Source organism: Candidatus Pelagibacter sp. HIMB1782, from assembly GCF_052047475.1.
Classification (GTDB): Bacteria; Pseudomonadota; Alphaproteobacteria; order Pelagibacterales; family Pelagibacteraceae; genus Pelagibacter.
In genome coordinates this window covers 528,496-552,232 of sequence record NZ_JBNAKE010000002.1, presented here as the reverse complement: position 1 = coordinate 552,232, position 23,737 = coordinate 528,496, and the positions used below count along the sequence as shown (strand labels likewise).

The 23,737-nt window shown below is 29.4% G+C and carries 21 protein-coding genes and 3 tRNA genes; 19 read left to right on the top strand and 5 right to left on the bottom strand.

Annotation, left to right across the window (positions count from 1 at the left end; genetic code table 11):
- From ACTTAO_RS07595 to ACTTAO_RS07565, 7 genes are all read left to right on the top strand, one after another.
- Window positions 1–1,404 (top strand): TrkH family potassium uptake protein, encoded by a 1,404-nt coding sequence (locus ACTTAO_RS07595; RefSeq protein WP_440691759.1) that lies wholly within the window; start codon window positions 1–3, stop codon window positions 1,402–1,404.
- 29 nt (window positions 1,405–1,433) lie between these two features.
- Window positions 1,434–1,510 (top strand) — tRNA-Arg (locus ACTTAO_RS07590).
- A 125-nt stretch (window positions 1,511–1,635) separates the two neighbouring features.
- Complete coding sequence (locus tag ACTTAO_RS07585) at window positions 1,636–2,676, top strand: amino acid ABC transporter substrate-binding protein (RefSeq protein WP_440618463.1); 1,041 nt, start codon at window positions 1,636–1,638, stop codon at window positions 2,674–2,676.
- Window positions 2,677–2,739: 63 nt separating this feature from the next.
- Window positions 2,740–3,891 carry an amino acid ABC transporter permease gene (locus ACTTAO_RS07580; protein WP_440691758.1) on the top strand — a complete coding sequence of 384 codons (1,152 nt, stop codon included), beginning with the start codon at window positions 2,740–2,742 and terminating at the stop codon, window positions 3,889–3,891.
- Window positions 3,892–5,334, top strand: a complete 1,443-nt coding sequence (locus tag ACTTAO_RS07575; protein WP_440691756.1) for an amino acid ABC transporter permease — start codon at window positions 3,892–3,894, stop codon at window positions 5,332–5,334.
- A 2-nt stretch (window positions 5,335–5,336) separates the two neighbouring features.
- Window positions 5,337–6,071: an amino acid ABC transporter ATP-binding protein gene (locus ACTTAO_RS07570; RefSeq protein WP_316963573.1), complete on the top strand. Its 735-nt coding sequence runs from the start codon at window positions 5,337–5,339 to the stop codon at window positions 6,069–6,071.
- Window positions 6,072–6,223: 152 nt separating this feature from the next.
- Window positions 6,224–6,595: a helix-turn-helix domain-containing protein gene (locus ACTTAO_RS07565; RefSeq protein WP_262589252.1), complete on the top strand. Its 372-nt coding sequence runs from the start codon at window positions 6,224–6,226 to the stop codon at window positions 6,593–6,595.
- Window positions 6,596–6,660: 65 nt separating this feature from the next.
- Here the strand turns inward: ACTTAO_RS07565 and ACTTAO_RS07560 are convergent.
- Window positions 6,661–6,736: transfer RNA gene (locus ACTTAO_RS07560), tRNA-Asn, on the bottom strand.
- Window positions 6,737–6,786: 50 nt separating this feature from the next.
- Window positions 6,787–6,860, bottom strand: a tRNA-Cys gene (locus ACTTAO_RS07555).
- A 122-nt stretch (window positions 6,861–6,982) separates the two neighbouring features.
- Between ACTTAO_RS07555 and ACTTAO_RS07550 the strand changes: the two genes are divergently transcribed.
- Genes ACTTAO_RS07550 through ACTTAO_RS07535 form a run of 4 tightly spaced genes read left to right on the top strand, consistent with a single transcriptional unit; the run spans window position 6,983 to window position 13,383 of the window.
- Window positions 6,983–9,610, top strand: a complete 2,628-nt coding sequence (locus ACTTAO_RS07550) for a valine--tRNA ligase (RefSeq protein WP_440691754.1) — start codon at window positions 6,983–6,985, stop codon at window positions 9,608–9,610.
- The gene (gene ilvD, locus ACTTAO_RS07545) at window positions 9,610–11,328 is read left to right on the top strand and encodes a dihydroxy-acid dehydratase (RefSeq protein ID WP_440691753.1); all 1,719 of its coding nucleotides are present in this window, start codon (window positions 9,610–9,612) and stop codon (window positions 11,326–11,328) included. The genes ACTTAO_RS07550 and ilvD overlap by 1 nt, the downstream gene beginning before the upstream one ends.
- Complete coding sequence (locus tag ACTTAO_RS07540; RefSeq protein WP_440691751.1) at window positions 11,328–12,533, top strand: sugar phosphate nucleotidyltransferase; 1,206 nt, start codon at window positions 11,328–11,330, stop codon at window positions 12,531–12,533. Before ilvD ends, ACTTAO_RS07540 begins: the two co-directional genes overlap by 1 nt.
- 7 nt (window positions 12,534–12,540) lie before the next feature.
- Window positions 12,541–13,383 (top strand): EamA family transporter, encoded by an 843-nt coding sequence (locus ACTTAO_RS07535; RefSeq protein WP_440691749.1) that lies wholly within the window; start codon window positions 12,541–12,543, stop codon window positions 13,381–13,383.
- On the opposite strand, the gene ACTTAO_RS07530 is transcribed toward ACTTAO_RS07535, so the two are convergent.
- Window positions 13,380–13,565: a hypothetical protein gene (locus ACTTAO_RS07530; protein WP_262589247.1), complete on the bottom strand. Its 186-nt coding sequence runs from the start codon at window positions 13,563–13,565 to the stop codon at window positions 13,380–13,382. The genes ACTTAO_RS07535 and ACTTAO_RS07530 overlap by 4 nt on opposite strands.
- A gap of 84 nt (window positions 13,566–13,649) precedes the next feature.
- Here ACTTAO_RS07530 and ACTTAO_RS07525 point away from each other — a divergent pair, with 84 nt between their 5' ends.
- The 7 genes from ACTTAO_RS07525 (at window position 13,650) to phoB (ending at window position 20,839) form a co-directional block, all read left to right on the top strand.
- Window positions 13,650–14,807 (top strand): ATP-binding protein, encoded by a 1,158-nt coding sequence (locus tag ACTTAO_RS07525; RefSeq protein ID WP_440691747.1) that lies wholly within the window; start codon window positions 13,650–13,652, stop codon window positions 14,805–14,807.
- A 105-nt stretch (window positions 14,808–14,912) separates the two neighbouring features.
- A complete protein-coding gene (locus ACTTAO_RS07520) occupies window positions 14,913–15,932 on the top strand; it encodes a substrate-binding domain-containing protein (protein ID WP_440691745.1) in 1,020 nt (339 codons plus the stop codon).
- Window positions 15,933–16,040: 108 nt separating this feature from the next.
- Window positions 16,041–17,444, top strand: a complete 1,404-nt coding sequence (pstC, locus tag ACTTAO_RS07515; RefSeq protein ID WP_440691743.1) for a phosphate ABC transporter permease subunit PstC — start codon at window positions 16,041–16,043, stop codon at window positions 17,442–17,444.
- Window positions 17,437–18,699, top strand: coding sequence for a phosphate ABC transporter permease PstA (gene pstA / locus ACTTAO_RS07510; protein WP_440691741.1), 1,263 nt, complete (start codon window positions 17,437–17,439; stop codon window positions 18,697–18,699). Before pstC ends, pstA begins: the two co-directional genes overlap by 8 nt.
- The gene (pstB, locus tag ACTTAO_RS07505) at window positions 18,699–19,460 is read left to right on the top strand and encodes a phosphate ABC transporter ATP-binding protein PstB (protein ID WP_440691740.1); all 762 of its coding nucleotides are present in this window, start codon (window positions 18,699–18,701) and stop codon (window positions 19,458–19,460) included. The genes pstA and pstB overlap by 1 nt, the downstream gene beginning before the upstream one ends.
- A gap of 3 nt (window positions 19,461–19,463) precedes the next feature.
- Entirely contained in the window at window positions 19,464–20,156 is a 693-nt protein-coding gene (gene phoU, locus ACTTAO_RS07500) for a phosphate signaling complex protein PhoU (protein WP_262589241.1), read from the top strand.
- Window positions 20,157–20,158: 2 nt separating this feature from the next.
- The gene (phoB, locus tag ACTTAO_RS07495; protein ID WP_440691738.1) at window positions 20,159–20,839 is read left to right on the top strand and encodes a phosphate regulon transcriptional regulator PhoB; all 681 of its coding nucleotides are present in this window, start codon (window positions 20,159–20,161) and stop codon (window positions 20,837–20,839) included.
- A 7-nt stretch (window positions 20,840–20,846) separates the two neighbouring features.
- On the opposite strand, the gene ACTTAO_RS07490 is transcribed toward phoB, so the two are convergent.
- Both ACTTAO_RS07490 and ACTTAO_RS07485 read right to left on the bottom strand, forming a co-directional pair.
- Complete coding sequence (locus ACTTAO_RS07490) at window positions 20,847–21,728, bottom strand: phytanoyl-CoA dioxygenase family protein (RefSeq protein ID WP_440691736.1); 882 nt, start codon at window positions 21,726–21,728, stop codon at window positions 20,847–20,849.
- Window positions 21,729–21,860: 132 nt separating this feature from the next.
- Window positions 21,861–22,919, bottom strand: a complete 1,059-nt coding sequence (locus ACTTAO_RS07485; protein WP_440691735.1) for a zinc ABC transporter substrate-binding protein — start codon at window positions 22,917–22,919, stop codon at window positions 21,861–21,863.
- Window positions 22,920–22,989: 70 nt separating this feature from the next.
- Between ACTTAO_RS07485 and ACTTAO_RS07480 the strand changes: the two genes are divergently transcribed.
- Window positions 22,990–23,736, top strand: coding sequence for an ATP-binding cassette domain-containing protein (locus ACTTAO_RS07480; protein ID WP_440691733.1), 747 nt, complete (start codon window positions 22,990–22,992; stop codon window positions 23,734–23,736).
- Window position 23,737: the final 1 nt, after the last annotated feature.

Genomic DNA, 23,737 nt, shown 5'->3' with positions numbered 1-23,737 from the left:
ATGCCAATACTTCGGGTAAAATATTTAAGTTTTTTCTTCCTATTGATTTCAATTTTTTCATTTATAAATATTATTTATTCTTATTATTTTAATTTATACTTAAACTTAAATACATATTACTTTAGCTTTATAATTTCTGCTTTAGTTGGTTTATTGTTTTACAAAATTGATAACTCAGAAAAAAAACCAACAATATTTGAAAAAATAATAACAGTTCTTTTTGGATATTTTATTATGCCATTAGTTTTATCCATTCCATTTTATTTTAGTATTTATAACTTAACTTTTTTAAACGCTTTATTTGAATCAGTTTCCGGTTTTACTTCAACTGGTTTTACAATCTTTGAAAATATAAAACATATCGATCAAGGTTTAATAATATGGAGATCATCAATTCAGTGGATAGGTGGGTTATATTTTTTATTTTCTATAATTTTTTTGATTGATATTTATGATGAAAACTTAAAAAAATCTCTTACAAATTTTTTATCATTTAATACAACTGAAATTTTAAAACAAACAATTAAAATATTTATTTTATATACAAGCTTAACTCTAGCTATTTTTATAATTCTTAATTTATTTGGAATTAGATCATTTAATTCATTAAATTTATCAATGACTATTATTTCGTCAGGTGGGTTCTTGCCTGTGAATGATCTCTCAAATATACTTATTCAAAATTCACAGATAATAATTTTTTCTTTATTAATGCTAGTTTCTTTTTTTAGTATTTTTTTTATCTACAATTTAATCTTTTTAAGAAAAAATATTAATTTTTTTCATGAGGATATTCATCTATTTTTATACTTTTTAATAACAGTTGGGATTTTTTTTATATTTTTTAGTTACGATAATACTTTTTCTTATAGTTTTTTATCTTTAGTAAGTAGTATTTCAAACATTGGAATTTCATTGAATGTTGAACAAACTAATCTTCAATTTTTGTATTTACTTTTGGTTATAATTGGAGGTTCATTTATTTCTACAAGTTCAGGATTAAGATTTTTAAAAATTTACTCTTTAACAAAATATTCTTTAAATCAAATACTTTCATTTAGCAGACCAAAAAATGTATTTATGAATAAGTTAGTATTCTCTAAAATTAACTTTGCAACTCAAGACATAAATAAATATTTTCTTACAATTGTTATTTTTATAATCTCACTTTTTTCATTAACAATTTTTTTATCTTTGAGTGAAATCAATTTTGAATATTCATTTAAACTGGCAGTTCTAACATTAATGAATACTGTTAATTCTTCAGCTTATGGAATTAGTGATTTTGATTTTCAAAATTTACATTTTATTACTAAATATATTCTTATTTTCTTTATGATTATTGGTAGAATTGAATTGTTATCTTTATTATTGATAGCTAAAAAATTTCTGTTTAAATATTAAATTTGTAATATATATGTATTTCAAATATTGCGCCCTTAGCTCAGCTGGATAGAGCATCGGTTTTCTAAACCGAGGGTCGTAGGTTCGAATCCTTCAGGGCGCGCCATTTCTTTATCTTTTGAGCATAATTTCTTCTTGAAGTAGTTTTTTTAAAATGTTTTAATCCTGCGAATTCAAAACTAAGTTTTGAATTATTTGTTAACAAATAAAAATAACTAAAAAGGAAGAATAATGTTTAAATACTTAAAACAATTAACTTCTTTAGTGGCAATGGTTGCAGTGTTGTTTACTTTTACAACAGAAACTATGGCTGCTAAAAAATCTAAAACACTTAAAAACACTCAAAAGAAGGGTTTTGTAAGATGTGGAGTATCTCAAGGTCTTCCAGGATTTTCTAATGCTGATGCAGCAGGAAATTGGACTGGTATCGATGTTGATGTATGTAGAGCAGTAGCTGCTGCAGTACTAGGTGATGCAAACAAAGTTAAGTTTACACCATTAAGTGCTAAAGAAAGATTTACAGCTTTAACTTCTGGTGAGATTGATATCTTATCAAGAAACACAACTTGGACTCTTTCTAGAGATGCTGATATCGGACTAACTTTCGTTGGAGTAAACTTCTACGATGGTCAAGGTTTCATGGTTAGAAAAAGTTCTGGTATTACTTCAACAAGCCAATTCAAAAATGGTATCTCAGCTTGTACAAACATTGGTACAACAACTGAGTTAAACATGAGAGACTTCTTTAACTCTAAAGGAATTTCTTATGAGCCAGTTGCTTTTGAAAAAGCTGACGAAGTTGTAGCTGCTTATGATGCTGGTAGATGTGATACTTACACTACTGATAAATCAGGTCTTGCTGCACAAAGAACTAAAATGACTAACCCAGATGATCATATTGTATTACCTGAAACTGTTTCTAAAGAGCCTTTAGGACCAGTTGTTAGACAAGGTGACTCAGTATGGGAAGATATCGTTAGATGGTCTTTAAATGCTATGATCGAAGCTGAAGAGTATGGAATTACTTCAGCTAATGCAGATATGATGAAATCTTCAGATAACCCAGCTGTTAAAAGATTAGTTGGTGCTGAAGGTGAATTAGGTGCTGCTTTTGGTCTAGACAATGAGTGGAGCTTAAGAATTATCAAGCAAGTTGGTAACTATGGTGAAAGCTACAAAAGAAATATAGCTGACACTGGAATTTTACCAGATAGAGGTCCAAATGAATTATGGACTAAAGGTGGAATTCTTTACGTACCACCTGCAAGATAATTGCATATTTAACTAATTAAAAAGGGCTAGATTTTTCTAGCCCTTTTTTTTATAAGCTCTTAAATGAACTTCAAATTACAAAAAATAGTTCCTCAGTTAGTTACAGTTTTAGCAGTCATATTAGTTTTTGGTTTCTTTAGTTATAATGCCCAAGTCAATATGGAAAATAGAGGTATTGATTTTGGATATGGTTTTTTATCTCAAGAATCTTCATTTGATGTTCAATTTTCTTTAATTGAATATGATGGTTCTCATTCTTATTTCAGAGCTTATTTAGTTGGATTATTAAACACGATCTTAGTCTCTGTTATTGGAATTATATTTGCAACCATACTTGGAGTAATAGTTGGTGTTGCAAGACTTTCACCAAATTATTTGATTAATAAATTTGCTGCATTCTATGTAGAATTTTTTAGAAATATTCCATTACTTTTACAGATATTTTTCTGGTATTTTGCTGCATTAAGAGCATTACCATTACCTCAAGATGCCGATGCAATGTTTGGTGTTTTCTTTTTAACCATTAAAGGTCTTTATGTTCCAGCTTTTGTTTGGGAAAACTTTAATGTTTTCTTTTATTCAATAGTTGCAGCAATAATTGCGATAGTTGTAATCAGAATTCATGCAAGAAAAGTTCAAGAAACTCAAGGTAAACAGTTACCAGTTTTATGGATGTCTTTTGGATTAATTTTTATATTACCATTATTAAGTTTTGTTATAGGTGGAGTAAGTCTATCTTTTGAAATTCCAAAATTAAAACAACTTGCAACTACATCATTTATTTATGAAGGTGGTGTAAGTTTGCCTCCTGAATTAATCGCATTAACTTTATCTTTAGCGCTATATACAGCAACTTTTATTGCAGAGTGTGTAAGAGCTGGAATTCAAGGTGTTGGAAAAGGACAAAAAGAGGCTGCTGCTTCGATTGGTTTAAATCCAAATCAAGTTTTAAAATTAGTAGTAATGCCTCAAGCTTTAAGAATCATTATACCACCAACTACTAACCAATATTTAAATTTAACTAAAAATTCATCATTAGCAGCTGCAATTGCTTATCCTGATTTAGTTTTAGTATTTGCAGGTACTGCATTAATGCAAACAGGAAAAGCTATTGAGATCGTTTCTATTACTATGCTTACTTACTTAAGTTTGAGTATATCAATTTCTATTTTGATGAATTGGTACAATAAAAAAATTGCTATTAAGGAAAAATAAATGTCAAAAATTAATTTTTTAAGACCTGATAAAGAAAATTTAAATACATTTTTGTATTTAGGTTCTTTGTTGTTTTTTATTAGTGTTTTAGATGTATTTTTGAATTCATTTTTTAATGTTAACATCACTGGTTTCCTACCAACTTTGTTAAGTTTTGTTGTACCTTTAGTGATTGGATTTATAGGTCTTCACTTTATTAGAATTGAACATAGTGGTTATAAATTTTTAGACAGTCTAAATAAAAATATCAATACCAATAGTTTTAATGCTGTTCTTTCATTATTAATTATCTTTGTAATAATTAAAGCAACACCACCAATTCTAAGTTGGTTTTTTGTTGATGCCAGTTTTGCAGGAGATAGTAAAGATGTTTGTTCAGGAACTGGTGCATGTTGGACTTATATAAAAGTTTGGTTTAACAGATTTATGTATGGAATGTATCCAAATGCTGAGCAATGGAGAATAAATTTATCTTTTATTTCTTTGGCTTTACTTGGATCAGTTGGATATTTTGCGACAGAGAAATTTAAAAAGTATTTAACTTTATACTACGTAGTAATTTATCCTTTTATTGCGTTCTTGTTTATATTCTTTTTTATTTCAGGTGGACCAGTATTTTTTGATTTTTCTTACGGTATAATTGCTGCAGTTATTTCGATTATCCTTGGATTTTTTATTCCAAGCAGATTTAAGTTTTATTATTTTTTAATTGTTCCATTAACAATTTACATAGTTCTTAAATACTTTGTTTTTTATGAGGAATTAATAGAACTTGGTAAACTTGATGGTTTAAATTGGGTTGAAACTGGAGCTTGGGGTGGATTGTCTTTAACATTCATTATTTCATTCTTTTGTTTGATTTTCTGTTTTCCTATAGGGATGGCCTTCGCTCTTGGTAGAAGATCTGAGTTACCTTTGATTAGATATATATCTGTAGGATTTATTGAGTTCTGGAGAGGGGTACCGTTAATTACAGTTTTATTTATGTCTGCTGTAATGTTTCCAATGTTTTTACCGGAAGATTTTTTCATAGATAAATTAGTAAGAGCAATTATTGCAATTTCTTTATTTGAAGCTGCATATGTTGCAGAAGTTATAAGAGGAGGCTTACAAGCTTTACCTAGAGGTCAGTATGAGGCAGCAAAATCACTGGGTATGGGATATTGGAAGATGCATATATTTGTAATCTTACCTCAAGCACTTAAATTAGTAATTCCTGGTATTGCTAATACTTTCTTAGCATTGGTTAAAGATACACCTTTAATTTTTGTAGTTGGTTTATTAGAAATAGTTGGAATGTTAAATTTAGCAAAAACTAATCCAGAATGGTTAGGATTTGCAATGGAAGGCTATGTATTTGCAGCAATAATTTTCTGGATTATTTGTTATGCAATGAGTAAGTATAGCTATAATTTAGAACAAAAATATAAAACAGAGCGATAATTATGTCTGACAGTATTATTCAAATTAAAAATGTAAATAAGTGGTTTGGAGATTTCCAAGTATTAAAAGACATAAATTTAGAAGTTAAACCAAAAGAGAAAATTGTAGTTTGTGGACCATCTGGTTCTGGTAAATCAACTCTAATTAGATGCATAAACAGATTAGAAGAACATCAACAAGGAGATATTATAGTTGATGGTAATACTTTAACTGAAGATACAAAAAATATTGAGCAAATTAGAGCTGAAGTTGGAATGGTATTCCAGCAATTTAACTTGTTCCCGCATTTATCTATTGTAGATAATTGTACACTTGCTCCTATTTGGGTAAAAAAAATGCCAAAAAAGGAAGCTGAAGAATTAGCACTAAAACATTTAGAAAGAGTTCAAATTCTTGATCAAGCTCAAAAATTTCCAGGTCAATTATCTGGCGGTCAACAGCAAAGGGTCGCAATCGCTAGAGCTCTATGCATGGAACCAAAGATTATGTTGTTTGATGAACCAACATCAGCCCTTGACCCTGAAATGATTAAGGAAGTTTTAGATGTAATGGTCGATTTAGCTAATCAAGGTATGACAATGATTGTGGTTACTCACGAGATGGGATTTGCTAAAGAAGTTGCAGATAAAATGATCTTTATGGACGAAGGTATGATAGTAGAAAAAGCTGATACAAAAGAGTTTTTTGCTAATCCAAAGAGTGATCGTACTAAGCTTTTCTTAAGCCAAATCTTGTAAAATATATATATATATACATTTTGATCTTAACAATTGCTTGACAGGTTTTTGGTTTTTAAGGTTTTTTTAAAAAAATAAATAAATTTTTCTATTGCAGTAGTTGAAATAAATTTGTTCAATAGACTTTTAAAATTTAATTAAGAGGGGTCTTAATGGAAGATAATTTCAACAAACACTTAGGGAACAAACTTAAGTTAAGAAGATTGGCTTTAGGTTTAACCCAAACAAAAGTAGCAAAAGCGATAAACGTAACATTTCAACAAATTCAAAAATATGAAAAAGGGACTAATGGAGTAAGTTCAATAAGATTACTTCAGCTTTCAAATTATTTAAAAGTACCAATAAATTATTTCTTTGAAGATTTTTCAGAATATTTAGTTAACTTAGAAAAATCGCAAGAAGGACATATGAATGTTAATTATAATTTTTTAGCGAAAGTTTATTCAGAACTTAATGCTGATCAAAAATTAAAATTTAACAAAACACTACAAATTTCAGGATCTAACATTTCTAAAGCAGTTTAATCATAACCAAAATGGGACCCCTTTGGTTGTTTGTTTATTCTTAAATATTTAAGATAAATTTTTTTTGGCTCCTCGGGCAGGACTCGAACCTGCGACCAATTGATTAACAGTCAACTGCTCTACCAACTGAGCTACCGAGGAATGTAAAAATCACAACTTACTTTTTTTTAAAACTAAAACAAGATTTTTTTTGGAGGCAACGCCCGGAATCGAACCGGGATACAAGGATTTGCAATCCTCTGCGTAACCATTCCGCCACGTTGCCTTCTTGTTTTAGACTTATAGCTTCAGGCCTTTTTATATTAAATTTTTTATATTAGTCTATTAAATAACGTTCCAAATTGATTATTGTTAAATAAGATTATTAAATTATAAACTTTAAAATCAATGAGTAACGATAAATATATCCATTCTGAAGTTGAAAATAAGATTTATTCATATTGGGAAAAAAACGAATTATTTAAACCAAAAAAAAATTCTAAAAAATTTTCAATAGTAATTCCTCCACCAAATGTAACTGGAAGTCTTCATATGGGGCATGCATTAAATAATTCTATTCAAGATTTATTAGTACGTTACCATCGGATGAATAATTATGAAACTTTATGGCAACCAGGAACTGACCACGCTGGTATTGCAACGCAAGCCTTAGTAGAGAAAAAACTCACTTCTGAAAAGATAGATAAGAATGAGATAGGTAGAGATAAATTTATTGAAAAGGTTTGGGAGTGGAAAGAGCAATATGGTGACATAATAATCAATCAATTAAAAAAACTTGGTTGTTCTTGTGACTGGTCAAGGAATGCATTCACAATGGATGAAAACTTATCTAAATCAGTTATTAAGGTTTTTGTAGAACTTTATAATAAAGGTTTAATTTACAAAGATAAGAAATTAGTAAACTGGGACACCGTACTTAAAACAGCTATTTCAGATTTAGAGGTAGATCAAAGAGAGGTAAATTCAAAAATTTACTACATTAAGTATCCTATAGATGGAACTAGTGAATTTATAACTATAGCAACCACAAGACCTGAAACAATGCTAGGCGACACTGCTATAGCTGTTAATCCAAAAGATGAGAGGTTTAAATCTTTTGTTGGCAAAACAGCAACTATTCCAATTGTTGGAAGAAAAATTAAAATTATAGAAGACGATTATGCTGATCCTGAGCAAGGGACAGGTGCATTGAAAATAACTCCTGCGCATGACTTTAATGATTATGATGTTGGTCAAAGAAACAATCTAGAAATAATAAATATTTTTACTGAAGAAGGTAAAATAAATGAAAACGCACCTGATCACTACAAAGGTCTTGATAGATTTGAAGCTAGAAAAAGAATTTTAAAAGAACTTAAAGAAAAAGAATTTTTTGTAAAAGAAGAAAATATTAAAAATAAAGTTCCATATGGTGATAGATCTAATTCTATAATTGAACCTTTCTTAACAGAACAGTGGTTTGCTGATGCTGGAAAATTATCTGTTAAAGCTAAAGAAGTTGTTAATTCAAAAAAAACAAATTTCTTTCCTGAAAATTGGTCAAAGACATATTTTCAATGGATGAACAATATTGAGCCTTGGTGTATTTCAAGGCAATTGTGGTGGGGACATCAAATACCTGCATGGTACGGACCCGATAATAAAATTTTTGTAGCTGTAAATGAACAAGAAGCAAAATCACAAGCAAAAGAATTTTACAAAAAAGAAGTAGAATTAGTTAGAGATCCTGATGTTTTAGACACTTGGTTTTCATCTGGTTTATGGCCTTTTGCTACTTTAGGGTGGCCAGAGGATGATGATTATTTAAAGAAATTTTATCCAACTTCAGTATTGGTAACTGGTTTTGATATTATCTTTTTCTGGGTTGCTAGAATGATTATGTTTGGAACAGAATTTCTAGATAAAGAACCGTTTAAAGATATATATGTTCACGCACTTGTAAGAGACGAAAAAGGACAGAAAATGTCTAAATCAAAAGGAAACGTAATTGACCCTTTAGATTTAATAGAAAAATACAGTGCTGATGCATTGAGATTTACCTTGCTTTCAATGGCTTCACCAGGGACCGATGTAAAATTATCAGAAGATAGAGTTAAAGGTTATAGAAATTTTCTAAATAAATTATGGAATGCTAATAACTTTTTAATAACAAATGAATGTGATTTTAAAGATATTGATGATCTACCTAATTTAAATGTAAATATTAATAAGTGGATATATTCGGAGCTTATAGAGGCAAAGAATAAAATTCAAAAAAATCTTGAAGATTATAGATTTGATGAAGCTGCAAAAAACGCTTATCAGTTTGCTTGGCACTCATATTGTGATTGGTATCTGGAGTTGTCTAAAACTATTCTTTTTTCAGACGATAATGATGCAAAAGCTGAGGTTAAAAAAGTATCATCATATGTATTTAAACAAATATTAATTTTACTACACCCATTTATCCCGTTTGTAACAGAGGAAATATGGCTCAAAGACCAATTTGATAAGAATGGTAGTGATTATTTGATGTATAAAAATTGGGTAACAGGAGAAGTTAATAAAGATAATAGTACAGAGCAGGTAGAAAATATCATCAACATAATTTCAGAGCTTAGATCCTTTAAAAATGAGCTAAATGTTAGCCCAGGATCATTTATTGATGTTTCAGTTAAAGGTATCAATGACTATCAAAAAGAATTTGTTAATAAGAACGAAGTAATTTTAAAAAAACTTGGAAGAATAAATAATATACTTGATGATGATTTAGAAAAACCTGCTGCAACAATGGTTGTCTCAGGTGATTTATTTAAAATTTATTTTGATAAAGATGTGGATTTAAAATTAATCAAAGAAAATTTAACAACTAAACAAAGTAAATTAGAACAAGAAATGAATAAAATTTCTCAAAGATTAGAGAATAAAAGTTTTATAGACCGCGCTCCAAAAGAGATTGTTGAACAAGAAAAAACTAATTATAATAATTTAAAGAATGATATTGAGAAAATATCAGTAACTATAAAGGGTATATAATGGCAAAATTTAATAAAAAGAAACTTCCAAGTAGACATACATCATTAGGACCAGATAGAGCACCACATAGATCTTTTTACTATGCAATGGGTGAAACTGAAAAAGATGTAGCAAAGCCCTTTGTTGGAGTAGTTTCAACTTGGAATGAAGCGGCACCTTGCAACATAGCTTTAATGAGACAAGCACAATCTGTTAAAAAAGGTGTCAGAACAAATGGTGGAACGCCAAGAGAATTTTGTACAATTACTGTTACTGATGGAATTGCAATGGGTCATGAAGGAATGAAATCTTCATTAATTTCAAGAGAAGTTATTGCAGACTCCGCTGAACTTACTGTTAGAGGACATTGTTATGATGCATTAGTCGGTATTGCTGGCTGTGATAAATCGTTACCAGGTTTAATGATGTCAATGGTTAGACTTAATGTACCAAGTGTATTTATTTATGGAGGATCAATTCTTCCAGGTACGTACAAAGGAAAAGATGTAACTGTAGTAGATGTATTTGAAGCAGTTGGAAAACATTCATCAGGCCAAATGTCAGCGGCAGAACTTAGAAAATTAGAATTAGTTGCTTGTCCAAGTGCTGGTGCTTGTGGAGGTCAATTTACTGCAAACACAATGGCATGTGTATCTGAAGCAATTGGTTTAGCGTTACCTTATTCAGCAGGAACACCTGCTCCTTATGAGGAAAGAGATAAGTATGCAAAAGAAAGTGGTAAAATGGTTATGAACCTTTTGCAGAAAAAAATTAAGCCAAGAGATATTGTTACAAGAAAAGCTTTAGAAAACGCTGCAACAATTGTTGCTGCAACAGGAGGATCTACAAATGCAGGTCTCCATTTACCAGCTATTGCTAATGAAGCAGGTATTAAATTTGATTTAATGGATGTTGCAAAAATATTTAAAAGAACTCCTTATCTTGCAGATTTAAAACCTGGTGGAAAATATGTTGCAAAAGATATGTGGTTAGCAGGTGGTGTTCCTATGTTATTAAAAACTTTATACGAAGGTGGATATATTCATGGAGACTGTATGACGGTTACAGGTAAAACCATGAAAGAAAATTTAAAAAATATTAAATTTAATCCTAAACAAAAAGTAATGAGATCTTATAAAGATCCATTATCTCCAACAGGTGGTGTTGTTGGATTAAAAGGAAACTTAGCTCCAGAAGGAGCAATTGTTAAAGTTGCAGGACTTAAGAAATTACAATTTACTGGAAAAGCAAGATGCTTTGATAATGAAGAAAGTGCTATGAAAGCCGTTCAAAGCAGAAAGTATAATGATGGTGATGTAATTATTATTAGATACGAAGGACCAGTTGGAGGTCCTGGTATGAGAGAAATGCTATCTACAACTGGTGCAATTTATGGTCAGGGAAAAGGGGAGAAAGTAGCCCTTATAACTGACGGAAGGTTCTCTGGAGCTACAAGAGGCTTTTGTGTAGGTCACGTAGGCCCTGAGGCCGCTCTAGGGGGTCCTATTGGTCTATTAAAGAACGGAGATATCATTGATATTGATGCCAAAAAAGGAACTATCAATGTTAGACTTTCTAAAAAAGAATTAGCATCAAGAAGAAGAAAATGGAAAGCTAAAAAATCTGACTTTGGATCAGGAACTTTGTGGAAATATGCGCAAACTGTTGGACCAGCATATTTAGGTGCTCCAACTCATCCAGGTAAGAAAAAGGAAGTTAAAGATTACTCAGAGATTTAATGAAAATAAGACCAGTAATTTTATGTGGTGGTGCTGGTACCCGTCTTTGGCCTAATTCTAAAAATCATCAAGCAAAACAGTTTATTGATTTTGGAAATTGGACTTTACTTGGAAAAACCTTAGACAGAACAAAAGCATCCATTTATGATGCACCCATTATAAGCACAAACAAAAAATATCTAAGTAAAGTTAAACATCATTTAAGAAAAAATAAAATCAGTAAATATAAAATTGTTGTAGAGCCAGCAAAAAGAAACACAGCCCCAGCTATTTTAAGCACAGCTTTAATTAAAGATATTCCTGATAATCAGCCGCTAATGTTTTTTACAGCTGATCATTTGATTGAGAAGATGAATATATTTAACAAGGCCATCAATAAAAATAAATCTAATCTTAATGAAAATAATATTTTTGTATTTGGCATCAAACCAAAATCCCCAACAAGTGATTACGGTTATTTCTTAACCAAAAAAATTAAAGGAAACATAAATAAAGTAACTAGATTTATTGAAAAACCTAAAGAAGCAAAAGCAAAAGAAATCATTCGAAAAAATGGATATTGGAACTCAGGAATGTTTTATCTTCGAAAAGATTCAATCATCAATAACTTTAAAAAATATAACCCAACTATATATAGAAATTGTGTAGCAGCAGTTAATAAGGCAAAATATAAATCAAACACTTATCATTTAAATAAAGCTTCATTTATAAAAGCAACCGCTAAATCGTTTGATTACACAATACTTGAAAAAACAAAGCAAATTAATGCAATTAATTTAGATATACCTTGGTCAGATCTTGGAAGCTGGAAAGAAATTTTAAAAATGTATGACAAAAATAAATACAAATACATTAAGAAGAAAAATGTTTATTACAGACCATGGGGTAGATACACAAACCTATTTGAGGGTAAAGAGTTTTTAATTAAAGAACTTTATGTAAAACCAAAAGGCATTTTAAGTTTGCAAAAACATCATCACCGTGCTGAACATTGGTTGGTTACTCAAGGAAATGCCAAAATAACACTTAATAAAGATATAATTACTAAAAAACCTGGAGAGCATATATTTATTCCATTAGAAGCCATTCACAGAGTTCAAAATCCTGGAAAAATACCAGTTAAGATTGTTGAGGCTCAAGTTGGCTCAATACTAAAAGAAACTGACATTGTAAGATTTCAAGACGTTTACGGTAGAGTAAAATAAATAAATAATGGACACTACAGTCTTTTTTGTAATTTTGTTGGCAACTGTTATGCACGCTATTTGGAATGCGATGGTTAAACATCATCCAGATAAGGCTATAGCGGTTCTAGCTATTGTTTTAGGCCACATACCTTTAGCTTTAATTTGTATTTTGTATTTTCCTTTACCTGGAAAAGAGTCTCTACCGTACATAATAGCCAGCGTATTAGCTCACCAAGGTTATCAATGGTATATGCTGAATTCTTACAAAGTAGGTGACTACACTAATGTCTATCCAATATTCAGAGGCTTTGGACCTTTGTTGGCTACATTAATCTCCATAATATTTCTTGGCGTTGTATTTAAAATAGCAACTCTAGTATCAATATTATTAATCTGTGCAGGAATTATGTTTCTTGGATTATTTGGTTCAAAAAACCAAAATCAAATTGAGATAATTAAATACTCATTACTTACCGGATCATTTATAGGTCTTTATTCTCTAATAGATGGATATGGGGCAAGAGTAAGTACATCAGCAATATCCTATATTAGCTTTTCCTTTTTATTTAGTGCTTTAGTTTTTCCTATCATTTTAAAACTTAATAAACATGAGAATATTTTTTCAAAGGTTTTTAAAGATGCAAAAATGATATTTTGGGTAGGTGGATCTATATCTTTTATTATCTATGTAATTGTTGTTTGGGGTTTCACAAAAGCTTCAATTCCTCTAGTTGCAGCTCTAAGAGAAACAAGTATTTTTTTCTCAATATTTATTGGCTATCTCTTCTTAAAAGAAACTATCAATCTTAAAAAAATAATCTCTATTGTACTTATAGTTATTGGGGTGATTGGGATTAAGCTATTTTAAATATAGTTGAATAATTTAAGAATAATTATTGTATTCAAAAGCAACAGCATTATTGGAACAATGGTTCTTATTAGTTCCATAATATGATTTACTCTATCAAGTTTTCTCTCTAATTTTCTAATTGGACTCATATTATTCCATTCTTTTTTAGTAAATCCGTATTTATTTTGATTGTTTTTCATGACAGAAAAATGTTTTAATGATTTTATGTAAAAAATCAAATTTTTGATTATTTACTAATAGTATTTTCATAATACTATAATTTAATGGAACTTTTAATAATAATTTTAGTTTTAATTATTGTTGTATTAACATTTTTATTGTTAAAAAAAGAAAGAGTATTTGGAATTAATACTGAAGATAATTTTGAAAAAGAAAAAGTAAAAATTATTGAAAGCAAAGATTATAGAAAGAATTTATATAATTTGCTAAATTACATTCCTGAAGCTGTATTAATTTTAGATAAAAGTAAAAAAATAATTTTTAGCAATAATTCCTCAAATAAACTTTTTCAAATAAAATTAAATGAAAATATAAGTGGATTTTTACGTAATCCAGATCTTTTAAATTCTATTGATAAAGCTTTTCAAGGCACAAATGTTACAGATTTAGAAATTGAAATCAGAAATCAAGCAACTCAAAGATTAAATATAACTGCTTATTTAGATCACAATAACATTTTTTTTGATGAACAATCATGCGTGCTGCTAATGAGAGATTTAACTGAATTCCATAAATTTCAGCAGCTAAAATCAGATTTTGTAGCTAATGTTTCTCATGAACTTAGAACACCATTACAGTCAATTAAAATGGGCCTTGAGACCTTTGATGACAATTCAGAATTAAAAAAAAATTCAGAAATAAACAATTTGCTACCAGTAATGATATCTCAATCAGAAAGAATGGAAAATTTGATTAGAGATTTATTGTCATTATCAAAAATAGAACTGCAAGAGCACATAAGGCCAACTCATGAGATAGATTTAATAGAATTGTTAGATTATGTAATTAAAACATACGAAAAAATAATTAGTAAAAATAATATTAAAATTAAATTTAATAAAATTGAAAATTTTAAAATAATTGGTGACAGAGATAAATTAATTGAAATTTTTACAAACCTTATTGATAACTCAATTAAATATAGTGACAAAAATAAAGAAATTACAATTTCTACAAAAAAAGATGGTGAACTTAATATTGTTTCAATAACAGATCAGGGAATAGGTATACCAAAAGAATCTTTGCATAGAATCACAGAGAGATTTTTTACAGTTGATCCTAGTAAAAGTCGTAGTGTTGGAGGAACTGGTCTTGGTTTAGCTATTGTTAAACATTTAGTTTCACAACATAGAGCTGAAATGGATATTAATAGTGTAGAAAATCAAGGAACAACAATAGATATCAAATTCAACTCACTATAATACAACTAAAAAGTTAGTAGTTGTAACAAAAGTTTAACCTTCCTTTAATAAAATATTTAAGAATCAAATCTATTTAGTTCGCATATGAATCTAAAAAGGAGAATTATGAAAAAAGTAATAAGTGTAATATTTGGATTTCTTTTAGTATTAAGTTTTACAACAACTAGTTACTCAAGAGATCAAATCAAAATTGTAGGATCATCAACTGTATATCCTTATGCAACAGTTGTAGCAGAAAAATTCGGTAAAACTGGGAAGTTTAAAACTCCAGTTATTGAGAGTACAGGTACTGGTGGTGGAATGAAATTGTTCTGTGCTGGTGTAGGTGTTAACCACCCAGATGTAACTAATGCATCAAGAGCTATTAAACCAAAAGAAAAAGCTTTATGTGAAAAAAATGGTGTATCTGAAATTATTGAAATTGTAGTAGGTAATGATGGTATTTCCTTTGCTCATGCAGTAAGTGCGCCAGATGCTAATTTTTCAAAAGAACAATTATGGAGAGCATTAGCAGCTAAAGTCGATGTTGATGGTAAACTTGTTGAAAATCCTTATAAAAAATGGAGTGATATTGATGCAAGTCTTCCTAACAAAAAAATTGAAATATTAGTTGCTCCACCTACTTCAGGAACTAGAGATGCATGGAATTCTCTTGTAATGGTTAAAGGTTGTTCAAAATCAGCTAAATCTCTGTTTGGAGATAAGGCTAAAAAAGAATGTGCAAAAATTAGAGAAGACGGTTATGCAGTTGAGGCAGGTGAAAATGACACTCTTATTGTACAGAAACTAACGTCTAACCCTGATGCTTATGGTTTCTTTGGTTACAGTTACCTTGTGGCGAACAAAGATAAGGTAAAAGCAGCTTCTATTGAAGGTGTACAACCATCTTTAGAAGGTATTCAAGATTATTCTTATCCAATTGCTAGACCATTATTCTTTTATGTTAAAAAAGCTCATATCGGAGTAATTCCTGGTATTCAGGAATTTTTAAAAGAGTTTACTTCAAAAAAAGCTATGAGTAACAGAGGTTATTTAGCAAAAATTGGGCTAGTTCCTCTAGCTTCTGAAGAGTACAAAACAACAAGATCAGCGGCTTTAGATTTAAATATAATTAATATTAAATAGATAAAAGTTATCCTGGAAAAAGGCCAGAATTTTACTGGCCTTTTTTAATTCAATCAGTGATTTAATTTGTAACAAAACTGTAACAAAGGGAAGATATAGAAATCTTCAATGAATTTTGTTCTTATATTTTTAATTACAATATTTTCTTTTTCGCTATTTTTTTATGGTCGTTCAAAAACAAAAAGTATTTCAATTGAAAAAAAAATAAAATTAAACGCTTTACCAAAGTTTTATGGTTATTATTTAGTTTTATGGTGCTCTTTACCAGCTTTAGTTTTTTTATTAGTATGGTCTCTTTTTGAACCTGTAATAATTAAATCAATAATTATCGAAACTGCTTCAAATCAAGGAGCGATTTTCAATGATAAAAATGAAGCAAATTTAATTTATGAAAAAATTAAAGCAATACATCTGGGAACATACTTTGGTGATATAGATATTATTTTAAAAGAAAGTGCTATTGCTTATGCTAAGTTTATTAATCTTTTTACAAACTCTAAAATAGTATTAATTTTTACCATTGTTATTTTATCAGTAATTTATTCATTAAAAAAAATTAAAAATAACAATAAAGCAAGAGATGATGTTGAAATAATTTTAAAAGGTTTGCTGTTTGTATCCTCCCTTATTGCTATTTTAACTACACTTGGAATTATTTTCTCATTATTATTTGAAAGTATAAAATTCTTTTCTGTAATAAATATTTTTGATTATTTATTTGGTACTAATTGGAGTCCACAAAGAGCATTTGTAAGAGATGCATCAGCAATTACACCAGAAGAATTAGAGGAACTAAAAGATGCGTTTGGATTTATACCATTAATTGCTGGCACAACTTTTATTGCATTCATAGCCATGTTGGTAGCTGTACCTATTGGTCTTTTTTCAGGTATATATATGGCTGAATATGCTTCATTAAAGATTAGAAGAGTATCAAAACCAATCATAGAAATTTTAGCAGGAATACCAACTGTTGTTTATGGTTTCTTTGCAGCATTAACTGTTGGTCCGTTTTTTAGACAGATTGGTGAAAATTTAGGTCTATCAGTTTCATCAGAAAGTGCTTTAGCGGCTGGATTAATAATGGGAATAATGATCATTCCTTATATTTCATCTTTATCTGATGATGTAATTAATTCTGTTCCGCAATCTCTCAGAGATGGATCTTATGCTATTGGAGCAACGAAATCAGAGACAATTAAGAAAGTGGTTATTCCAGCTGCATTACCAGGTATAATTGGTTCTATTTTGTTAGCAGTTTCAAGAGCTATTGGTGAAACTATGATAGTTGTAATGGCTGCTGGACTTGCGGCAAATCTTACTATCAATCCACTTGAGTCAACAACTACTATTACAACTCAAATTGTAATGATTTTAGTTGGTGATCAAGAATTCGATAGTCCAAAAACTCAATCTGCTTTTGCACTAGGTTTAACTTTATTTATTGCAACTTTAATATTGAATTACATTGCTCAACGAGCAGTTAAAAAATATCGAGAAAAATATGACTAAAGAACAAAGGTTAAAAAAGAGACATAACGCTGAAAAACGATTTAGATTTTATGGTCTAGCATCAATATTTTTTGCTTTATTATTTGTAATAATCTTGGTCCAAAACATATTTTCCAAAGGAAGTTCTGCTTTCATGAAAACTGCTATTAAAGTTGAGGTTTTCTTTGATAAAGATCTTATTGAAGTTGAACCAGGTGCTTCTCAAGAGGAGATATTAGAATCTGATTTTTTTGATATTACAATTGAAAGTCTATTAAGAGTATATCCAGTACAAAATATGGATGAGGAAAATGCTCTCATAGATTTATTTACAACAGATGCTGAAATTGAGATTAAAAAAGCGTTTTCAAATAAAAATAATTTGATTGATAAAACAATTACATTAGAGATCACAGCTTCTGATGATATTGATCAATTGCATAAAGGTAATTATCCTAGAGATTTACCTGAAGATAGAAGAAGAATATCTGATTTCCAACTTAAAATTTATGACAAACTTGTAGAAAACAAAACTATAACAAAAAATTTTAATAATTATTTTTTTATAAACGGAGACTCTAGAGATCCTGAAATTGCTGGAATAGGAGGAGCTCTTGTAGGTTCGTTCTATAGTATATTAATTTGTTTATTGTTAGCATTTCCAGTTGCTGTACTAGCTTCAATTTATTTAGAGGAATTTGCTCCAAAAAATAAAATTACTGATTTTATAGAAATTAATATCAATAATTTAGCAGCTGTTCCTTCAATAGTTTATGGTTTATTAGCTCTGCAAATTTTACTAGCTACTATCCAATTGCCCAGATCAACTCCATTAGTTGCAGGTATAACCTTGGCGCTGATGACATTACCAAGAATTATTATACCTTGTAGAGCTTCATTGAAGGCAGTGCCACCATCAATAAGAGAAGGAGCCTTAGCAGTTGGTGCTTCTAAATTTCAATCTGTATTTCATCATGTTGTTCCTTTAGCTTTACCTGGAACTTTGTCTGGAACTATTATTGGATTAGCACAAGCTTTGGGAGAAACAGCACCATTAATTTTAATTGGAATGGTTGCTTTTGTTGTGGATATTCCATCAACACCAATTGACCCATCTTCTTCATTACCTGTTCAAGTTTACTTATGGTCAGAATCTGCAGAAAGAGGATTTGTTGAGAAAACATCTGCAACTATTATGATGTTATTAAGTTTTTTAATTGTAATGAATTTTTTAGCAGTATATTTAAGACAAAAATTTGAGAAAAGATGGAACTAATGAATAGTGTAAAAATAAAATCAAAAAATTTGAATGTTTTCTACGGAGAAAAACAGGCATTATTTGATGTTAATTTAGATTTAAATGAAAAAGAGGTTACAGCTTTAATTGGTCCATCTGGTTGTGGAAAATCTACATTTATTCGATGTCTGAATAGAATGAACGATGTAATTGATATCTGTAAAGTCACTGGAAATATTGAAATTGATGGTATTGAAATTAATGACAAAAATTTAGATGTTGTATCTTTAAGGGAGAGAGTGGGAATGGTTTTTCAAAAACCAAATCCATTTCCAAAAAGTATTTATGATAACATTTCGTATGGTCCAAAAATTCATGGCAAGGGTGAATCCAAAAGCGAGTTAGATGAAATTGTTGAGAGTAGCTTAAAAAAAGCTGCTTTGTGGGAAGAAGTTAAGGATAGACTTGATGAACCAGGTACAGGACTTTCTGGGGGTCAACAACAAAGATTGTGTATAGCAAGAGCAATCTCTGTAAATCCTGAAGTTATATTGATGGACGAACCTTGTTCAGCATTAGATCCTATAGCAACAGCAAAAATTGAAGAATTAATCGATGAATTAAAAAAAACATATACTATCGTGATTGTAACACACTCAATGGCTCAAGCAGTTAGAGTTTCACAAAAAACAGGCTTTTTCCATCTAGGTAAGCTAATTGAAGTAGGTAAAACTGAGAAAATTTTTAAAAATCCTGACAATAAAATGACACAAGACTATATTACAGGTAGATTTGGATAAATTATGAGCAATGAGCACACAGTAAAATCTTACGAAGAAGAATTAAGATACTTAATTGACTCAGTGATTAAAATGGGAAGTTTAACCGAGTCTCAAATGGTAGATTCTATGGATGCTGTAATCAAAGTTGATAAAGACTCTATTGATAAAATTATTAAAAGTGATGAAGAAATAAATAAATTTAGATCTAAAATTGATACTCAGATTATGACTCTACTAGTCAAAAGAGCACCTATGGCTATTGATTTAAGAGAAACAATTAGTTCTTTAAAAATATCTCAGGACTTGGAAAGAATAGGTGATCTATCTAAAAGTAATGCAAAAAAAGTCAAACCATTACCATTAGATTTGCCTGAGGAGTTATTAGGAAATTTAAAGAGATTAGGAGACTTAGTAATTAAACAATTAAATGATGTTCTAGATAGTTATGTAAATAAAAATTATGACAAAGCTAAAGAGGTATGGGAAAAAGATGAACAAGTTGATGATTTGACCTATATAGCTATGGAAAGTGTTATTGATTTTCTTTCAAAAGATAAAAAAAATTTAGATTTTTCTACCCATTTAATTTTCGCAACAAAAAATCTTGAAAGAGCGGGAGACCATATAACTAATATTGCTGAAACAATTTGTTTTTTAATTAAAGGTGAATACTTAAAAGGTAGCAGACCTAAAGGAAAAGTTATTCAACAATAAAAATGAATGGTAGGATATTTATTATTGAAGACGAACCTTCAATAATTCAATTAGTTCAACATAATCTAGAAAAAAACGGTTTTATAGTATCATCCTCATTAAATGGTAATGATGGTTTAAAAGAATTAAAAAAATTTCAGCCTGATCTACTATTATTAGATTGGATGTTACCTGATCTTTCAGGGATAGAAATTTGTAAAAGTATAAGAAAAGATAATAGTTTTAAAAGTTTACCTATAATTATGCTAACCGCAAAAGGTGAGGAAGAGGATAAAATAAAAGGTTTAGATAGTGGAGTAGATGATTATCTAACAAAACCTTTCAGTTTTAATGAGCTTAAATCTAGAATTAAAGCTGTATTAAGAAGATCAAACCCAAATACTGTATCAAACAACTTAACATACGATGATTTAAATTTAGATAGAATTGAAAAAAGAGTATATAGGGATGACCAAGAAATCCAACTTGGACCAACTGAATTTAGATTACTAGAATTTTTTCTAGTAAATCCAAAGAGAGTTTATTCTAGGGATCAGATTTTAGAAAACGTTTGGCCAAACAATGTAAATGTTGAGAGTAGAACAATAGATGTCCATATCAGAAGATTAAGAAAATCTATAAATATTAAAAACAAAAAAGAGCTGATTAGAACCGTTAGATCGTCTGGTTATTCTCTTATTTAAAAATTATTTAATTTTTTTGAAGTTCGTAAATAGAAACATAATGTTTCTTCTTAGGGAGTGGGATTATGGTTGGAACTTTAGTCAATCTTGGTTTTATTGATTTATTTCCTACAATAATATTTTTGTCATAATTTTCTAAATTAACTTCAGGATGAGGGTTTCCATCATTGATTAATGGCCAAGCATCACAAGCTCTATAACCAAATAAAATTAAAGGTCTTGAGTTATTCATAAGATTATGTCCAGAACCATGAACTGATCTACAATGAAAAAAAACAACTGTTCCAGCAGTTCCTGTTATAGAAACACTATCTTTAGTTCCTATTTTATTTTTCTTAGTATCTATTTTTCCAACAAAATAATTTTCTTTACTGTGGTGGCTGTATAATTTCTTTTTGTGTGAATTTTTAATTATTTTAAGAGGCCCATTTTTCTCATAGCAATCATCTAAATATATACCAACTGTGATTAAGTCATCGTTTGTATGAGGGTAAAAAGCCCAATCTTGGTGCCATCCAATTTCACTTCCTTTTTTCTTATTTGGAAGCTTAAAATTTAATTTACCAAGATGAAATCTTACTGTTCCACCTAACAATTTTTTAGCTATGGATATAATCTTTTTATCTCTAGATAATTCATAGAAAACTTTATGCCTGTTCTGAGGATTATTTAGTCTTAAAATTTCTTTATTTTTGGATGAGTCTGAATTGTAAACAAAATGGTAATTATTATAGGATTGAGTTCCATTTACACCATTACGATATTTTTTCTTTTTCTCTTTTGAAATTACTTCATTAACAATTTTATTTATTTTGTTTATCTTTGTTTGAGAAATTAAATTTTCTTTAACAAGAAAGCCATTTTTTTTAAATAAATTTAAATCGTTCATAAAATCAAAATATAAAGAAAATAAATCCTCTTAGAAAAAATTACAATGCTTATTGTATTATAAAAATATCAGTGAATGTTATATGTTAATACGAGAATTTAAAAAAATTCCCTGATTAAACCTAATTTTTAATTAACAACCTTTGAAAGATGCAGACATATTTCTTATTAAATTGAAATATAGATCTTTGCCTGGATCTAATGTTGCACCTAGAGGATCCAGAACACCAGTTTTAATCTTCATATCTTTTGCTACAGCATTGATAATATCAGGATTAAACTGAGGCTCTGAGAACACACAAGCTACTTTATCATGCTCAATAATTTCTCTTATTTCAGCAAGTTGTTCTGCACCAGGCATTACATCAGTATTAACAGTAAATGCACCTAATACTTTAACGTTAAATCTTTCCTCGAAATATTGATAAGCATCATGAAATACAATTGAAGATACGCTGTTACTTAAATCAGTCATTACATCAATTGTAAGTTTATCAATTTCTTGCAAAGCCTTAGCTAAATTACTTTTGTATTTAGCTTCATTTTTTGGATCATTTTCAATTAAATGTTCTGCCATTTCATTTAAGATAGCTTTTGCATTAATTGGGTCCAACCAAATGTGTGGATCAAATTCACCATGTGCATGTCCATTATGATCATCATGTCCATGTTCGTCATGATCATCTTCTTTTTTACCGTGATCGTCGTGATCGTGGTCGTGATCATCTTCTTTTTTACCGTGATCGTCGTGATCGTGGTCGTGATCATCTTCTTTTTTACCGTGATCATCATCATGTCCATGGTCGTCATGATCATGTTCGTCAAAAATATTTCTTTCTCTAAATTTTAATACTTGTAATCCTTTGATTTCTATCAGTTCAATTTTTTCAGCTTTTTTTGCGATAGAACTTAACGGTTTTTCTAAAAAATTTTCTAAATCTTCTCCTATCCAAAACACAAGATCAGCATTTTGAAGCATTTTTGCATGAGATGGCTTCATTGCAAATCCATGAGGTGAGCTATAACCATCCACTATTAGATCTGGTTTACCTACACCATCCATTAAATAACTTGCTAATGAATGTATTGGTTTAATAGAAGCAACTACTTTAATTTCAGCATTTGCTGATGAAAATATAGTTAAAAAGGATATTAATGAAAAGATTATTGGTAATTTTTTTAGATTTATCATAAGTAATTATTTAAAAGTTGTTATATTATAACATTATGTAATAATATAACATTTACAAGTCAAGGAATAAATGAACTCTGAGAATAAAACTTTGGTTCAACTAAATAATGTAGGCTTTCGACAAAACGGAAAGTGGTTGGTAGAAGGTGTTTCGTTAAAAGTTGAAAAAGGAAAAATTGTAACTTTAATTGGTCCTAACGGGTCAGGAAAAAGTACAACTGCGAAAATTGCTTTAGGCATTTATAAAAATATAGAAGGGAATGTTGAAAAATATACTAACAAGATTGGATATGTTCCTCAAAAAATATCCATAGATTGGACATTACCTCTTCGTGTTTATGATTTTATGCTTTTAACAGAAAATATTGATGAGGAAGTAATAGATGAAGCTTTAAATTTAACTGGTGTCATTCACTTAAAAAATAAAAATTTAGGAAATTTATCTGGGGGTGAGTTTCAAAGAGTTTTAATAGCAAGGGCTATTTCAAAAAAACCAGAATTATTAGTTCTTGATGAACCTGTTCAAGGTGTAGATTACACAGGTGAAATTGCTCTTTATGAATTGATTAAAAAAATTTCAGACACTCTCAATTGTGGAATTTTGTTAATTTCACATGATTTACACACTGTCATGACAGCTACTGATCATGTTGTTTGTTTAAACGGCCACGTTTGCTGTTCTGGTACACCAATGGATGTGGCAAAAAACACCGAATATAAAACTTTATTTGGTGAAAAAGCATCTCAAATTCTTTCTGTATATGAACATAAACATGACCATGTTCATTCAGAGGAAGGGCAAATAAAGAAAAATTAAT